The organism is Aquimarina sediminis (genome assembly GCF_002895435.1).
In the GTDB taxonomy this organism is placed as follows: domain Bacteria; phylum Bacteroidota; class Bacteroidia; order Flavobacteriales; family Flavobacteriaceae; genus Aquimarina; species Aquimarina sediminis.
Genome location: NZ_POYJ01000008.1, coordinates 1 through 16,313, shown reverse-complemented (window position 1 = coordinate 16,313; position 16,313 = coordinate 1). Strand labels below are relative to the sequence as shown.

The 16,313-nt window shown below is 33.5% G+C and carries 13 protein-coding genes, 1 tRNA gene and 1 pseudogene; 4 read left to right on the top strand and 11 right to left on the bottom strand.

Annotation, left to right across the window (positions count from 1 at the left end; translation table 11 throughout):
• Positions 1-66 precede the first annotated feature (66 nt).
• The 4 genes from C1X07_RS16385 to C1X07_RS16370 all read right to left on the bottom strand — a co-directional run bounded on the left by C1X07_RS16385 (position 67) and on the right by C1X07_RS16370 (position 4,688).
• Entirely contained in the window at positions 67-2,370 is a 2,304-nt protein-coding gene (locus tag C1X07_RS16385; protein WP_103071118.1) for a M1 family metallopeptidase, read from the bottom strand.
• A gap of 65 nt (positions 2,371-2,435) precedes the next feature.
• A complete protein-coding gene (locus tag C1X07_RS16380) occupies positions 2,436-2,945 on the bottom strand; it encodes a DUF6702 family protein (protein WP_103071117.1) in 510 nt (169 codons plus the stop codon).
• Positions 2,946-3,034: 89 nt separating this feature from the next.
• Entirely contained in the window at positions 3,035-3,817 is a 783-nt protein-coding gene (locus C1X07_RS16375; protein ID WP_103071116.1) for a peptidase associated/transthyretin-like domain-containing protein, read from the bottom strand.
• An 82-nt stretch (positions 3,818-3,899) separates the two neighbouring features.
• Complete coding sequence (locus C1X07_RS16370) at positions 3,900-4,688, bottom strand: peptidase associated/transthyretin-like domain-containing protein (RefSeq protein WP_103071115.1); 789 nt, start codon at positions 4,686-4,688, stop codon at positions 3,900-3,902.
• 103 nt (positions 4,689-4,791) lie between these two features.
• Between C1X07_RS16370 and pepE the strand changes: the two genes are divergently transcribed.
• The 3 genes from pepE (at position 4,792) to C1X07_RS16355 (ending at position 8,828) form a co-directional block, all read left to right on the top strand.
• Complete coding sequence (gene pepE / locus C1X07_RS16365; protein ID WP_103071114.1) at positions 4,792-5,499, top strand: dipeptidase PepE; 708 nt, start codon at positions 4,792-4,794, stop codon at positions 5,497-5,499.
• 12 nt (positions 5,500-5,511) lie between these two features.
• On the top strand, positions 5,512-6,426 hold the full coding sequence (locus tag C1X07_RS16360) for a glutaminase (RefSeq protein ID WP_103071113.1): 915 nt from the start codon (positions 5,512-5,514) through the stop codon (positions 6,424-6,426).
• A 68-nt stretch (positions 6,427-6,494) separates the two neighbouring features.
• Positions 6,495-8,828 (top strand): tetratricopeptide repeat protein, encoded by a 2,334-nt coding sequence (locus C1X07_RS16355; RefSeq protein ID WP_128755306.1) that lies wholly within the window; start codon positions 6,495-6,497, stop codon positions 8,826-8,828.
• An 80-nt stretch (positions 8,829-8,908) separates the two neighbouring features.
• Here the strand turns inward: C1X07_RS16355 and C1X07_RS16350 are convergent, their stop codons facing one another.
• The 7 genes from C1X07_RS16350 to C1X07_RS16320 form a co-directional block, all read right to left on the bottom strand.
• Positions 8,909-9,751, bottom strand: coding sequence for a GNAT family N-acetyltransferase (locus tag C1X07_RS16350; RefSeq protein WP_103071111.1), 843 nt, complete (start codon positions 9,749-9,751; stop codon positions 8,909-8,911).
• Positions 9,752-10,621: an NAD-dependent epimerase/dehydratase family protein gene (locus C1X07_RS16345; protein ID WP_164914181.1), complete on the bottom strand. Its 870-nt coding sequence runs from the start codon at positions 10,619-10,621 to the stop codon at positions 9,752-9,754.
• Positions 10,611-12,227 (bottom strand): hypothetical protein, encoded by a 1,617-nt coding sequence (locus C1X07_RS16340; RefSeq protein ID WP_103071109.1) that lies wholly within the window; start codon positions 12,225-12,227, stop codon positions 10,611-10,613. The genes C1X07_RS16345 and C1X07_RS16340 overlap by 11 nt, the downstream gene beginning before the upstream one ends.
• Complete coding sequence (locus C1X07_RS16335) at positions 12,218-12,628, bottom strand: hypothetical protein (RefSeq protein WP_103071108.1); 411 nt, start codon at positions 12,626-12,628, stop codon at positions 12,218-12,220. Before C1X07_RS16335 ends, C1X07_RS16340 begins: the two co-directional genes overlap by 10 nt.
• Positions 12,615-13,463, bottom strand: a complete 849-nt coding sequence (locus C1X07_RS16330; RefSeq protein ID WP_103071107.1) for a polysaccharide deacetylase family protein — start codon at positions 13,461-13,463, stop codon at positions 12,615-12,617. The genes C1X07_RS16335 and C1X07_RS16330 overlap by 14 nt, the downstream gene beginning before the upstream one ends.
• Before the next feature lie 73 nt (positions 13,464-13,536).
• Entirely contained in the window at positions 13,537-14,415 is an 879-nt protein-coding gene (locus tag C1X07_RS16325) for a glycosyltransferase family 2 protein (RefSeq protein ID WP_103071106.1), read from the bottom strand.
• Between the two features lie 299 nt (positions 14,416-14,714).
• A tRNA-Gly gene (locus tag C1X07_RS16320) sits at positions 14,715-14,787 on the bottom strand.
• A gap of 300 nt (positions 14,788-15,087) precedes the next feature.
• On the opposite strand from C1X07_RS16320, the pseudogene C1X07_RS16315 reads away from it, so the two are divergent.
• Positions 15,088-16,313 (top strand): annotated as a pseudogene (locus C1X07_RS16315) (hypothetical protein); the annotation flags it as partial.

Genomic DNA, 16,313 nt, shown 5'->3' with positions numbered 1-16,313 from the left:
TTGTGCAGAAAAAAGCCATCCTGAAGCTTTTCAGGATGGCTTTTTTTTGACCAGTAAAACAATAGATTACTGTCCTTTTACTTTATTTTTAAATTGCTCAAATTTTCCAATTTTATTTCTTTTCGGCCAACTATTATTAGAAGTATCAATATCGGCAGTTTCTTGATTTGGATCTACCACAATTTTAGAAATTGATTTCTCTGATGCAATTGCTCTTTTGACAACACTATTATTCTTTCTCCAGATTTCGGCTGGGTACGTTATTGTTTCAGTTGTTCCGTCTTCATAGGTATATTCTACAATTATAGGCATTACCAGTCCACCAGGTTTTTCGAATGTTACCTCATAGAAGAACTTAGGTTCCTTTTTTAGGTTTTCGCGTTCACTAGGTGAAAAGTTATCCATTAGATATTCTTTTAATGCAATTGGATCTTCAATAACACCATCATTCCCTTTAATTCTATTATAATCATCGCTACCTTCTTCAACCATTACTACGAGACCAGAAGGGTTCATATATCTCGATGCGGCAAATTTTTGCGCCTTTAATGTAGGTACTTTAGATACCACATATTTTTTTACTTCTTTTACTCCGATATCTGTAAAATCCGTAGTATAGAACCATCCTCTCCAAAACCAGTCCAAGTCAACAGCAGAAGCATCTTCCATTGTCCTAAAGAAATCCTCGGGAGTAGGATGTTTAAACATCCATCTCTGAGAGTAGGTTCTAAAAGAGTAGTCAAAAAGGTCTCTCCCCATGATTGTCTCTCTCAAAATATTTAACCCTGTAGCAGGTTTTGCATAGGCATTTGGGCCAAATTGGTGGATATTATTAGATTGAGACATAATTGGTGAAAGGAAATTCTGATTCCCACTCATATATGGTACAATTTTGGCTGCAGGTCCACGTCTTGATGGGTATTTTTTGTCTCCACCAAGTGCTTCAGGATACCATTCCCCAAAATCCTGTTCTGCTACATATTGCACAAATGTATTAAGCCCTTCATCCATCCAAGTCCATTGACGTTCATCACTATTGACAATCATCGGAAAAAAGTTATGACCAACTTCATGCACAATTACACTCATCATTCCGTATTTTACACGATCACTATATGAACCATCAGGATTAGGTCTTCCATAGTTCCAGCAAATCATTGGATATTCCATCCCTTGATTTTTTGCATGTACAGAGATAGCTTTGTGATAAGGATAGTCAAAAGTCATTCTACTATATGATTTCAAAGTACTTGCTACCACTTTTGTAGACCAATCTTCCCAGAGAGGATTACCTTCTTTTGGGTACATAGAAACTGCCATAACATCTCTATCTCCTATTTTTACAGCCATCATATCCCAAATAAATCTTCTCGATGTTGCAAAACCAAAATCACGAACATTTTTTGCTTTAAGCTTCCAAGTTTTTTTCTTTCCAGAAAATGTCTTTTCTTTTGCAATAGCTTCTTCTTGGGTTACAATAACAACGGGTTCATTATATGATTTTTTCGCTTTTTCATAACGGCTCATCATATTTTTTGTAAATACTTCTTTTCTATTTACTAACTCTCCCGTTCCATCCAAAATATGATCGGCAGGAACTGTAATATTTACTTCAAAATCACCAAAAGGCAATGCAAACTCTCCTCTACCCCAAAATTGATGGTTTTGCCATCCTTCGACATCATTGTATACAGCCATACGAGGATAAAACTGCGCTATTACATAAGCTCTGTTACCATCTTCAAATTCTTCATATCCAGATCTTCCTCTTCCATTTACGTGGTCATTAATATTGTACCACCAATCAATAGAGAACACAAATTTTTCTCCTGACTTCAAATCTTTAGGCATCTCTACCCTCATCATTGTTCTATTAATAGTATACTTTAACGGTTTACCATCTACTCCTTTTACCGCGATTATATTAAATCCCCCATCAAAAGGTTCTGCTAAAAATTTTTTCAAAAAACTTTTGGGCGTGGATGCTATATCTACTCCTTCTGATTGAATCAACGGGCTTTTAGAATCTTTTGCACGCATGTTTTGATCCAATTGCACCCAAAGAAATTCTAAATCGTCAGGAGAATTGTTTGTATAGGTAATAGTTTCTTTACCAGAGAGTTTTTTGTTTTTATCATCAAGCTCAATGTCCATTTTGTAATCAGCTTGTTGCTGATAATAAGCAGGTCCGGGAGCTCCAGAACCAGTTCTATACATATTCGGAGTAGCAAATTCGTCATACATCTGTTTGAATTTGTTCTCGTTAGAATGTCCTAGTTCACGAGTATTTTTAGTCTCTTCTTGATTCTGAGCATATGAAATACCAGAAATCAAAAAGGTCACCAAAAGGACTAAAAGTATCTTTTTCATTGTAATAATTTTGAATTTTAGTGTTAAGATTTCGCAAAGTAATTGTTTTTTAAAAGCTTAATAATTTATTCACTAAACTTTAACATCCCGATATCTCTTTCTTTTTCAAGTATCAGGCTTTTTCGTTGATCCCCTTTTTTAACATGGATAATATTCTGCTGTTCATCAAAAAGATCCATCAAAACCTGATTTGTGACTTCTATTGTATCTAAAGAAGAGATATCTTCTATTTCTAAATAGCAAATAACCAAATCTTCTTCATATTCTTTTCCTATAAATGTAAAAGGAACTTTCTTTCCATTCACCACAAAGGACAGTTTTTGACCCAGATATGCACTTAAGTATTTTTGCACTTCGGGATCCTTTTTACTTTCATCCAAGTCAATCGATTCGCTATACCTTTCTTTTAAAAGATCTTCTATGTCATCAATAAAAATCCTCGAGATAATCTGCAATGATTTTTGCTCCTTATTATACTCAACCTGTGTTACGCTTACATAGAACTTATGTACTACTGTAAAAGAGCTCAAACAAGTTGATAGTATAAAAAGAAAAACTATTATGGCTTTGTTCATTATCAAAAATTTGTAAAACGTTAAATGTAATTAAATTTAGTATTAAGAGTTAAAAAATTGTGCCAAACTTCAATGAAGTATAAAAATTGCTAGTCAATTTCTTTAAGTTTTCTATAAGAAATTGATTTTTTTTGAAAAAATTCTAATAATGTTAATCGCTGAGAGTTACTCAAAAGATCTTTAAAGTAATCATCATCTGCACAATAATACATGAAGTCTGTTATTAAGTCTTCGGGGATTGCTAAATCATCAACAAAAAAAGCTGTATTAAACGTTGTTTCGGCATTATAAACTAACCTTTGAAGATCATCCAGTTCTTTTATTACTTTTAACTTCTTTAATTTCCCACTCAAATAGTTAATGGGAAGATCCAATATTCCACTTCTAGCCGTATAAATTCTTCTTTCTGGTAATGTTGGCTGTGGTTTGTCATTAAAAGGAAGCCCTAATATCTGATTATCTACAAATGGTTGTAGTTCTACTCCCCCAACATCTTTATTAAGGTTTCCTGAAAGTTTTATATCACTAATTTTCACTTGCTCCAATTGCTGAACAACAGAAGATAATACTATTCTAACTCTTTCTTCCTTAAGCTGACTAGGGGACACTACAATAGATCGTATTTGATATTGCACAGAAGAAAACACAATAGAGTCTCCTGAACTAGCAGGTATTTCAAAAAAACCATTATCCTCGTTTGTCGTACCTAACTTCTTTGTGAAATTTACAATATTAATAGCATAACCTTGAAGAGAATCTGCCACAATTTTTCCTTTTAGAATCTGTGATTGACCAAAAGAGGATATAGAAATTATTAAAAAAAGTAATTGTAAAATTTTTGCCATCCAAATATCATCAGAAATGGTCTTCATATAAATCTACAGGTAAAGACCATCATCAATCCAAAGACGACATAATTATGGTAAAATTACAGTTCTTGGGCTAGATATGATATTATTGTTTACGATACAACTTACTTTGATACGCTAAAAACTGCAAAAGATCGAGTTCTTTTCCTGATTCAAAATATTTTGCATTTAGACCATTATCTTCAGCAAAAAAGAGAAAATCATTTATCTGATCCATTTCCAAAGCCAAATAATCCTTAAAAAACTGATCATTATACATATTTCTGACCTTTACATCTATATCTACGGGTCGTTTTTCCTTTTTCGCTCTATCCTTTGTATTATAGACCAGCTTAAAAAGATTTACAAAGTTTAATCCATCAATAACTCCCTTTTCCATAAATTCTCTACTATCAACAGAGGATAATTCATCTCGGGTAAAACTATAATCAGCATCATTAATTTTAGAAGAAGTTTCATCTACCACCTTACCTAGTCCACTTTCGATAACTCCTATTTTTTTCACATCTACAGATACATTCCCTAACAAATCATAAGGAGTCACTACCACTTCTTCGAGTTGATTTACAGATTCATTAAGAAAAATATTTAATCTTTTATTATCGACTATTCCTTTATCTATCAATATCATAAAATGCTGATACTGCATCGCTACAACTTCAATTCTATCATTAATACCTGCACTAATCTCAAAAACGCCTCTTTCATTGGTAATTGTACCTTTGTTCGTACTACGGTTATAAATGACTAACCCTTCTACATCATCACCTAGAGGAACACTGATTTTTCCATGGATTATAACTCTTGATGTGATTTGTGCCGAGGATAAACTAACAATAAAACAAATAAAAAGAATGGATAACTTCATTTTCATAATAAACAGGGGTTGATTTTATTTTTTAAGATACTACATTTTTTTATTTTCACAGAAGATTTTAGCAAAAGAAAATGTTAAACTACTTTTACAAAAAATACTTATGACAAATTGTATTATTGCAAGTACATCTACGATTCATGGCAGTACACCTTTAGCATATTTACAGGACACTCTACTAGACTTATACTCAGGAGTTGATGAAATTCTTTTTATACCTTATGCCCGTCCTGGAGGTATTTCTCATGACGAATATACTATTGGCATTAATAATATTTTCAAAAAAATTAATAAAAAAATTGTTAGCATACATATGTTTTCTGACCCCATTGAAGCCATAAAAAAGGCTAAAGGTATTTATACGGGAGGAGGAAATACATTCTTGTTAGTAGATCAGTTATATAGAAATGGTGTTCTTGAACCGTTAAAAGAAGCTATACATTCTGGAATACCTTATTTAGGGACAAGTGCCGGAAGCAACATTTGTGGTTTAAATATGAAAACTACTAATGATATGCCTATCGTATATCCACCAAATTTTAAAACTTTAGGTGTGGTGCCTTTTAATATAAACCCACATTACCTCGATCCTGATCCTAATTCAACTCACAAAGGAGAAACTAGAGAAACGAGAATAAAAGAGTTTCATAATTTAAACAACCAACCGGTTATAGGTCTAAGAGAAGGAAGCTGGCTAAGAGTTAAGGAAAATCAAATTATTTTAGAAGGCAATCTTAGTGCCCGAATTTTTGAAAAAGGCAAAACTCCGTATGAAATAGAGCCAAACAGTTCTTTATCCGAATTAAATTAAAAATGTAGAGAAGTGAATTATCAACAGATTCTTGCCACCATAAAATCCGAAATGTCTTCGGTAAAACACACAGGAAAAGTTGCTTCGTACATCCCTGAATTAGAAAAAATTCCCGAGAATAAGTTTGGAATGCATTTATATTGCATGCATTCAGGACATTATAGTTTTGGAGATAATAATGAACGATTCTCAATACAAAGTATTTCAAAGGTTTTTGCACTTACCAGAGCTATGTCATTAATGGGTGATGAACTATTTACTCGTGTAGATGTAGAGCCCTCAGGTGATCCTTTTAATTCTTTGGTACAACTAGAGCATGAAAACGGAATACCTAGGAACCCATTCATTAATGCTGGGGCACTAGTAATTAGTGATATACTAATATCTCTACTTGAAGATCCAAAAAAAGATTTTCTTAACTTTATACATAAAATTACTGGTAGTACAGATATTACAGTTAACACAAAAGTTTTTAACTCGGAAAAAAAGCATAGCTACCGTAATGCAGCCCTGTTAAATCTGATGAAGTCTTTTGGAAACATTGAAAATGATATTGAAACCGTGATTGATTTTTATATCTACCAATGTTCTATAGAAATGTCTTGTAAAGAATTATCATCAGCCTTTATGATGTACGCTAATAGCGGAAAGTTATTACCTAACAATGAACAACTATTATCTTCTAGTAAGGTAAAACGTATTAATGCTATCATGCAAACTTGTGGTTTTTATGATGAGGCAGGAGAATTTAGTTTTAGGGTAGGGCTACCGGGAAAAAGTGGTGTTGGTGGAGGAATAGTGGCTGTACATCCAGGACAATATGCAGTTGCAGTATGGAGCCCGCCTCTTAATCCTAAAGGGAATTCTGAACTTGGCATGCATGCCCTAGAGAGATTAACTACGTTAACTGGATTATCGATATTTTGAGAATCCAAATTTGCAATGTTTGACAAAATAAGTATTTTTATAAATAACAATTACTAAAACTTATATTCTTGAGTACATCTCTCAAATACAAAGTGTTGTATTTTATCTTAATTATGATAAGTATAACGACAATAACATATCTTAATCATTTCGACAATTCTTTTCATTTTGATGATTATCATACTATAACCGAAAACCCAAATATAAGATCCTTAACAAATATCACTACCTTCTTTACTGACGGAAAGACCATAAGTTCTTTACCTCAAAATCAATCATACAGACCAGTTGTAACCACTTCTTTGGCTTTTGATTATTGGTTAGCAAACGGGTATAATCCATTATTTTTCCATCTTAGCACATTTATTCTCTTTTTATTACAAGGTATTCTCATTTTTTTCTTTACACAAAAAATAATAAACTTATCTTCGAAAACTAGTCGTAGTTTCTTTATCTCATGTATAATAGCTATATGGTATATGATACATCCTGTAATGGCAGAAACAGTAAACTACATAATCGCTAGATCTGATCTTCAATCAACTTTTTGTATATTATTAGCGTTTATATTATATCAATACTCTCCTCTTGCAAAAAAGTACCATTTATTTTTAATCCCAGTGATTATAGGCGCTTTATCAAAGCCCACTGCCATAATGTTTGCTCCTCTTTTGTTTTGTTATGTTTTACTCTTTGAACAAAAAATAAGCTTCTTAGATGTTTTTTCACCAAAATCATTCAAAAAACTAACACAAATAGTAAAGCAGATTTTACCCTCAATAATTGTTTGTTCTCTTTTGTATGTTTTTATTGATATGATGACTCCTGATACATATAGCACAGGTTCATCAAAAGTATATAGCTACTTAATTTCTCAGCCCTATGCAATTTCTTACTACTTTGGTAGTGTTTTCTTTCCAATACACCTAAGTGCCGATACTGATTGGACAGTTTTAGAAAGTATTTGGTCGTACAAATTTCTAACAGGAATGTCAATAATGATTATACTGGTCATTACTGCATTTTTAACCTCAAAGAAAAAAAAATATCGCCCTATTAGTTTTGGTATTTCATGGTTTTTTATCACTTTAGTTCCTTCTTCAAGCATAATCCCACTCTCAGAGGTGATAAATGATCATCGCATGTTTTTCCCTTACGTTGGATTAATTATTAGTGTTGGCTGGGCATTTGGATTATTAGTTGATTATATACAAAGAAAGTACAGTTTGGACAATAAATCTATTGTTATTTTTATTGGTTCTTTACTTATCGTATATGCTTTTGGAACCTATCAAAGAAATGAAGTTTGGAACAGCAATGAAAGTTTATGGAAAGACGTCACCATCAAAAGTCCAAAAAACGGAAGAGGTTTAATGAATTATGGTCTTTCGCAAATGGCAAAAGGAGAATATGAAATTGCTGAACAGTATTTTAAAAAAGCACTAAGTCTCACCCCATATTACCATACTTTATACACTAACTTAGGAATTCTTAGTGGTGCCCAAGGAAAACCGAAAGATGCTGAAAAATATTTTAATCAAGCAATTAAGTATGGTGCAGATTATCACACCCCGTGGTATTATTACGGTCGTTTCTTGCAACATAACTCTAGAAATCAAGAATCTATAGAAAAACTATTAAAATCATTAAAAATATCTCCTTCTCATATTGAAACAAGATTATTATTAATGAAAAACTACGAAGTAATAGAAGATTGGGAAAACCTAGGCAAATTAGCCACCAACACTTTACAAATAGACAAATCCAATATAAAAGCACAACTGTTTTTACAATCGAGTATAGAAAAAGTAAGTAGGCTTGATACTGAAGAAAAAATGATAGCCACTAATCCAACAACAGAAAAATACCTCAATCTAAGTTTAAAATATTATCAAAAAAAGAAATATAAAAAATGTATAGAAGCTGCAGAAAAAGCAATAAACTTAAATCCTAACTCTTACCAAGCATATAATAATATTTGCACAGCTCAAAACCTACTGGGAAATTATGAGAAAGCACTGGAAGCTTGTTATAAAGCCATAGAATTAAACTCAGCGTATACTCTAGCAAAAAATAATCTTAATGATGTAATCAACAAAAGAACAAAAACAAACAATCTAATTGCATTAATCGATCTAAAACCAACCGAAGAAAACTACCTTGATCTAAGTCTTCTATACTACAACTATGGCTTGTTTGAAAAATGTATAGAAATATCAAAAAACGGAATTGCAAAACACTCTAATTCTGATAAATTATATAATAATATTTGTGCAGCATTCAACTCCTTAATGAATTGGGAAAAAGCTATCGAAGCAGGAAAAAAAGGATTAGCTATAAACCCAGAAAACCAGCTTTTGCGAAATAATTATAATTGGGCTATCGAAAATCAGAAAAAATAATATCAATTCCATCTGGAATTAACTTCAAAAGAAAATATTAGCATAATAAACCTAAAAGCATAAATAAGATAAACGCTCTATTAATACGCGTCAAAATCCAAAGCACTAAAACGCACTCCAGAGAAATCAAATTTTCGATTCGCCGAAGTAAGATCTTTGAAAATTAGGTTTAAAGGAGAAGGTCTCATTTTAAGAGGTATATCAAAATAAAAAGATTTTTTCCAATCTATAGTATCATCTATACCTATCCATAGTTTAATAGGCCTAAAACCTTGTTTTTTCCGAATATCAGGAATAAGTAGTTCTTGATCAAAATCTTTTAGAATTGCTTGTATCCCAAAATGATCTGTTGCTGCCGACACTCTATTATTCAAAACCTTATAAGACAATTCTGGGTTTGACAACCGCCATTCAATAGAAGCCTTATCCCAGCATCTTTCATAATCAACTTCCTTACCGTCTTTTTTTCGAACAATTTCCCCCCAACCTAATTTCGCATTAAGCATTCCAACGAATTGAAAATCTAGTTTTTTTAAAAAACCTGGCGTGCTTTGAGCATTTGCTACCCCGATAACAAAACCATACCCTTGATCTTTTGCTTCTTTGTAAGTTTTATCTGCCAGAATCGGAAATAACCTTTTCCCTCTATGTTCTGGATGTGTTGCAGTATTCAAAGACAACAACCCTTTCTCTTCTTTACCAAAGATCATGGCTTTTACAGGCATCAATGCATAATGTGCCGCAAGTTCTCCATTAAAAAAGGCATTATACCCAATCATAGATCCAACGGGGTTACTTGCATATTGCCAGAAAACGAATTCTTCTGTATACTTTCTTGCTTTTGGAAAAGTACATTTTAAGAGATTAGTAATCTTCTTAATAGATACATCATCTGTTTGAATCGGTAAAAAATTGTAATCCATCTATTTCAATATTATATCTAAACCTTCTTGATAACTTCTCAACTTTACACCTATTCTTTTTTGATCCCCCTTTGTATCAAGAGCAATCAATTTTCTTAAACCTAAAACACTCTCAGATGATATTGGGATTTTCAAACCTATTCCTTCAAAAATTTTACAGGCTATATAAAGTACATATGTAGGAATAGGAATAAACAAAAGTCTCCTTCCTAATCGACTTGCTAATTCCTTATAAAAACTTTTCATAGTTATCACTTCATGATGAGCTACCTTAAAAATACCAGACAATTCATTAGCGACAAGAGTTTTTTCAACAACTTCAAGTAAATCTTGAATGTAAATAGATTGTAAAGGTTGTACTCCACCCCCCACTAAAGGAAAAATAGGAGATGTTTTCATTCGATTAATCATCTCAGACAAAATACCTTCCTCCCCAATTATAAATCCTATTTTCAATACCACATCTTTTTCCAAATCGAACAATTTTTCACAACGTAGTTTTGTAATACCATAATGAGAAATTGCTTCATCGTGCGCAGAAAACGAAGAAAGAAAAGCTACCTTAATACTTTTTTGCTCACATATAGCTACTATATTTCTTGTACCTTCTAGGTTAATTTCATCGGCATTACTATCTTTTTCATATCTAAGATATGCAGCATGAACCAAAAAATCAACATCTTCGAAATAAGTCGGCTCTATATCTTCTTTCATATCATATTTGATATAAACTACATCATCATACTTCTCTTTTAGAAGATTATGCACAAATGCCTTGACTCTCCACTTCTTTGCCCTAAAGTAATCAACAAGACATTTCCCTAAAAAGCCATTAGCACCAGTTATAATAATCGTAGGCTTATTCATCATTAAGAACATTTTTTGCCACCCTATTAGCATTTGCCATTAAAGTTAACGTTAATCCTTTAGCTGGTAAATATTTAAACCCAGAGCCATCAGCTACAAATACATTTTTTGTTCCTCCCAACCTACCTGATTTAGAAATACTAAAAAGCTCCCCTTTCTCATTAAACGGCAAAGTCCCACCGTAATGAATACTCCCTCCAATTGGAGTCCGAATCGTTTTAAGCGGAAAACAACCTAAAGTCCTTAACGCTTTTCTAATCTTTCTTTCTCTTGCAAGATTTACTTGTATCTCATCATCAGATAACACATACTCACCAGTCAAAACATCACCCGTAAAACTTGATTCATCTTTTTTTATAGTTATGTGTTTTGAATCCGATCCTTTATCGGGATGATGAATACCAGCTATAGTAAATGAGGAGTGTAGAAACTGCATAATAATTCTAGCATCAGCAAAATTAAGAGGAGTTTCTTTTATTAACTTAAACAACATAAGAGACCTATAGCTAAATAATGCAGCCATACTCACATCAAAATTGTTTTTATTTTCATCAACAAAAAGTAACAACTGGGCAAAACTAGTTTTACATTGCTCAATTTTTTTCCCTAATCTCCTCCACTGCAAACAAGGAATATAAGAATAAGGATTACATATTAAAGGAAGTTTCTCCTTTTTATAATCAAAAGATCTAAGTACTATACGAGCTGTTCCCAATACTCCAGGAGATAAAATTAATTTTTTACATCTAAAAACTTGCTCCTCATTGGTATCAGTTCTTCTTACATAAACTTTAATTTCGTTCTCTTGTTCACCAAATTTAGTTACTAAACATTTTGGATGATAAATAAAATTCCTTTTTTTCTCCAGTTCTTCGATAGTAATCCATGATCTATACGCAGATTTATTTGCATCACTCCAAAACCCCATATCATTATACTTCACAGCAGAACGACCATTTAAATCTTTGGTAAGCAGAGCTAATCCAGATCGACCAAGAAAAATATTCTTTTTGTTAAGTTTATTTCTTCGAGATTTATACGCTTCAAAAATCCCATTTAAATTTTCTTCAATTTTGGTCGCAGGCTGCACTTCTTTTAAATCTCTCAAACAATATGGACTCCCATCATCTTTTGCCCCAGACAGACCTATGTAAGACGCTACTTCTTGATATGACTGTAACATATCTGGTTCACTTAACCCTAATGCTTCCAATTCCAATTTTGAAAACACATAACACCCAAGACCCCATCCCCCTCCGAGTCCACCCTTTGCAGTGCTCTCCATAGGCTGAAAACTATCAGATTCAAAAGGTAGTAGCTTTTCAGAAAATCTAGTCAAAAAACTTCTAGGCGGAGTTAACTGAGAACCAACCCTAGTAGTTTCCCATGGAATCCCCTCAAATTTATTTCCTAAAAAATAAGAATGTTGGTTTTTGTCGTTCTTGCGTATCGTTCTAAAATCGGAATCGGGAATTACTTGTTTATACTCCCCATCTTCTTCTCCAATATCTAACAAACCGACTTGCATCCCTTTATCAACAAGGGTTTTTGCAGCTATTGCACCAGTAGCCCCAGACCCTACAACAATATAATCGTAACTTAACTGCATTTAGACCGAATATTTCTAATGATTATTACTCCTACAAGAGCTCTAAAAATAGCACGCACACCAATAATTCCTAATTTTGCATAATAAAAAACTGAAAAATCTCGCGATAAAAAGTATCGAGTATAACTAGGAGATGCTTCTAATATAGCAAGCATAGTAAAAATCTTTCTTCTCACAATATTCCCAGGGTCTTTTATAGCTAAACCACCATCTATACATGCCATTTTCCATTTACTCTTAAGCATATTGGACAACAATCTTTTTTCATATTTTGTTAACTGAAAATCAAATTGACACATTGCAGATACATAATTATTTTGCTCTTGCTCTTGCAAAGGAACAGATATTAGATAATCTGTTATACGATTTGCTTCTAAAATATAACCTTTAGCTTCTTTCATTTAAAAGTTCAATATAACTTTTGTAAGTAACAATTTTAGGATTAAAAATATCCATTATCTTATTTAGTCTTGTAAAAACTCTTTTCCTATTAAAATACAATAACTGATTATAAATCCAGTTGTTATTAATCTCAGGATGCATAAATCTCTCTTGATCTCTATCAATATCATAAGGATGAAAATAACTTGTAATTGCCGAATTTTTATTAAAATGATAACGAAAGCTCTTCTTTATAAAATAAAAAGGTAAAAACCGGAAATAAACTCCACCAGAAAACGGAACCTTAAAGAAAGAACCTTCTTTTAAACTCATAGGAATTTCCCATAAATCATTATTCATTTTCTTAGGCGCTTCTCCAAACTCATACCATCCATATAAAGGATTTTTGGCAGGTAATACAGAACTTGAATAAGTAAACCCTAATTCTTCCAATATTTCATACACCCACGGCGTATCTTGCGTAACAGAAAATGTAGGAGCTCTATACCCTATTAGTTCCCTAGCTCCAGCGTTATAAAGACTTTCCATATTTCTAAGCAAATCTTCCCTAAATTCTTCTTTAGAGTGTTTTGTTACCGGGATATGTTTATCAGAATGGCATGCAATCTCATTCCCTTCTTCAACAATCGTTTGTATTAAATTCGGATAATATTTAGGTATATCACCCACTGTAAAAAAGGTAGCTTTTGAATTATGTCTATTCAAGAAATCCAAATATTGTTCCACTAAACCTTCAACTCTTGCCTGGTAGGATAAACCATTAGCAACCCTCAACCGAACATCTTCTAAATCAATACTGAACAAAAAGATATTATCCTTTTTACTTTCTATCATGATATTTTATCAAACTTCATTATTCAGCACTTTTGCGTCCCGAAACATTTCTAACTTTTGTTTTACAAAATTTTTATTGGTTTTTTCTTACTGCAGATAATTGCTCAGCAATTAAACCCAAAAGAAAAATGATTAATCCTGTAAGTATCAAAGTACTTCCTCCAATACTTATACCTTTTCCTTGAAAGAAAAAATTAGCCCCCCAAGCAACACCAAAAATCAGAAAAAATGCAGAAATAGGTAAAAATATCTTTGCCGGATTAAACAAAATAATAATATTAACAATCTCCATAACAGTTTCAAAAGCTGTTCTTACACCAATTGTACTCTTTCCTTTCAATCTTTCTTTTATTCTGATAGGTTCTTCAATTACCAAATGACGATTACTCACAAAAGTTAACGTAATAATATCACTAAACGACATTGTATCAGGGGTAAGTTTTAAGTACTTTTTCACAAGTTCTGTGTTATAAATTTTCATCCCTGAGTTTATATCATAAATAGATAGTTTCATCAGCATCTTAGCTACTAAACGGATGATTCGTTTTCCAACACCCCTAAAAACAGATGCAGACGACTGCCCTTTTCTACTACCTACTACCAAATCAGCATCAGTTTCTATTATCCTATCCAATAATTTATCAATATCTTCAAGATAATGCTGCCCATCAGCATCAATAGTAATTACATACTCAGTTTTACATACATCAATTCCACTCTTAATCGCTCCTCCATAACCACGATTCACTTTATGAGATACAATTGTAAAATTAAAAGGTGACTTATTTTCAAACTCATTTAATACTTCCAAGGTATTATCAGAAGAACCATCATTAACAACAATCAGACTATATCCTTTATTCTCACAATGAAGTATTACCTCAGGAAAAAACAAGCTTAAAGAAGCTTCTTCATTAAATGCCGGTATGACAATCGTTAAATTATTAGACATGTATTATGTAAATTTGGATAAATCTAAGTTTTTTTTGTTAAAAAGAAAAGCTTGTTATGTTTCATAAAGCAAAAAAGAATACTCTATTTAAACTACAATTCACAAAAAAAACGAAATACAAACAAGTTCAGTTTTTTTTCAAATATTTCTTACTAATGATCCTTTTCTTAAGTTTAACACCAATCATTAACTCTTACTCAAATATAAACAAAAACTTAAAAAACTGATAAATTAGAGAATACTATGATAAGCCTCCATACTGAAAAAAAAAGCTGTTTATGCAAACATAAACAGCTTTGAGCGGGAGACCAGGTTCGAACTGGCGACATTCAGCTTGGAAGGCTGACGCTCTACCAACTGAGCTACTCCCGCTTATTTCGAGGCGCAAATGTATTAGAATTCTTTTAAATTGAAAAATAAAACAAGTATTTTTTTTGTAATAAAACGATTCAAATTTTAACAACACATAATAAGATCTTATCATTTTTAAGGTATTTTATCGATAAAAGTTGTATTTAATCGAAAAAATCGTATATTTGTTTAGTTAAGAACATTTTAAAGAATTAACATTTTATATTTATACTCGAATTAAACGTAAACCATTTTAACTATATAAATACTACAGTTAAACCGTAATTAAAAACAGTTTTAATTGTAAATAAAACATAAAATATGAAGATAAAATTACTCCTCATAATCTTATTTTTATCTTTCGCATCTTCTCAAGCTCAGGTCAAAGTTGGTGATAATCCCAATTTAATTGACACTTCCTCTTTGCTTGAATTAGAGAGTTTAGATAAGACTCTTGTTCTAACAAGAGTAACGACTACTCAGATGAACAACATAACTCCTTATAATGGAGCCTTAGTATACAACACAGATGATAATTGTATTTTCCAATACAATAATAACAGTTGGAGCAGCCTATGTAATGGCAATGATGACCAACAATTATCATTTAATTCCTCAACAAATATTTTAACTCTTGAAGATGGAGGATTTGTCGATTTATCTTCTCTAATTTCCGCTGGACCAATTGGACCAACCGGTCCTACAGGTGCAACCGGAGCAGCAGGAACTAACGGAACAGACGGTGCTGATGGTGCGACCGGAGCAACGGGTGCTACAGGTGCAACCGGAGCAGCAGGAACCAACGGAACAGATGGTGCGACTGGAGCAACGGGTGCTACAGGTGCAACCGGAGCAGCAGGAACTAACGGAACAGATGGTGCTACAGGTCCTACCGGAGCAACTGGAGCAGCAGGAACAGATGGTGCGACTGGAGCAACAGGTGCTACAGGTGCAACCGGAGCAGCAGGAACAGATGGTGCGACTGGAGCAACAGGTGCAACCGGAGCAGCAGGAACTAACGGAACAGATGGTGCGACTGGAGCAACGGGTGCTACAGGTGCAACCGGAGCAGCAGGAACTAACGGAACAGATGGTGCGACTGGAGCAACGGGTGCTACAGGTGCAACCGGAGCAGCAGGAACTAACGGAACAGATGGTGCGACTGGAGCAACAGGTGCAACCGGAGCAGCAGGAACTAATGGAACAGATGGTGCGACTGGAGCAACGGGTGTAACCGGAGCAGCAGGAACTAACGGAACAGATGGTGCTGATGGTGCGACCGGAGCAACGGGTGCTACAGGTGCAACCGGAGCAGCAGGAACTAACGGAACAGATGGTGCTGATGGTGCGACCGGAGCAACGGGTGCTACAGGTGCAACCGGAGCAGCAGGAACCAACGGAACAGATGGTGCGACTGGAGCAACGGGTGCAACCGGAGCGGCAGGAACTAATGGAACAGATGGTGCGACTGGAGCAACGGGTGCTACAGGTGCAACCGGAGCAGCAGGAACTAACGGAACAGATGGTGCTGATGGTGCGACCGGAGC

Excerpts from the sequence above, each read along its gene's own strand:
- C1X07_RS16385 (WP_103071118.1), bottom strand. The coding sequence starts at position 2,370 with ATGAAAAAGATACTTTTAGTCCTTTTGGTGACCTTTTTGATTTCTGGT.
- C1X07_RS16380 (WP_103071117.1), bottom strand. The coding sequence starts at position 2,945 with ATGAACAAAGCCATAATAGTTTTTCTTTTTATACTATCAACTTGTTTG.
- C1X07_RS16375 (WP_103071116.1), bottom strand. The coding sequence starts at position 3,817 with ATGAAGACCATTTCTGATGATATTTGGATGGCAAAAATTTTACAATTA.
- C1X07_RS16370 (WP_103071115.1), bottom strand. The coding sequence starts at position 4,688 with ATGAAAATGAAGTTATCCATTCTTTTTATTTGTTTTATTGTTAGTTTA.
- pepE (WP_103071114.1), top strand. The coding sequence starts at position 4,792 with ATGACAAATTGTATTATTGCAAGTACATCTACGATTCATGGCAGTACA.
- C1X07_RS16350 (WP_103071111.1), bottom strand. The coding sequence starts at position 9,751 with ATGGATTACAATTTTTTACCGATTCAAACAGATGATGTATCTATTAAG.
- C1X07_RS16345 (WP_164914181.1), bottom strand. The coding sequence starts at position 10,621 with ATGATGAATAAGCCTACGATTATTATAACTGGTGCTAATGGCTTTTTA.
- C1X07_RS16340 (WP_103071109.1), bottom strand. The coding sequence starts at position 12,227 with ATGCAGTTAAGTTACGATTATATTGTTGTAGGGTCTGGGGCTACTGGT.
- C1X07_RS16335 (WP_103071108.1), bottom strand. The coding sequence starts at position 12,628 with ATGAAAGAAGCTAAAGGTTATATTTTAGAAGCAAATCGTATAACAGAT.
- C1X07_RS16330 (WP_103071107.1), bottom strand. The coding sequence starts at position 13,463 with ATGATAGAAAGTAAAAAGGATAATATCTTTTTGTTCAGTATTGATTTA.
- C1X07_RS16325 (WP_103071106.1), bottom strand. The coding sequence starts at position 14,415 with ATGTCTAATAATTTAACGATTGTCATACCGGCATTTAATGAAGAAGCT.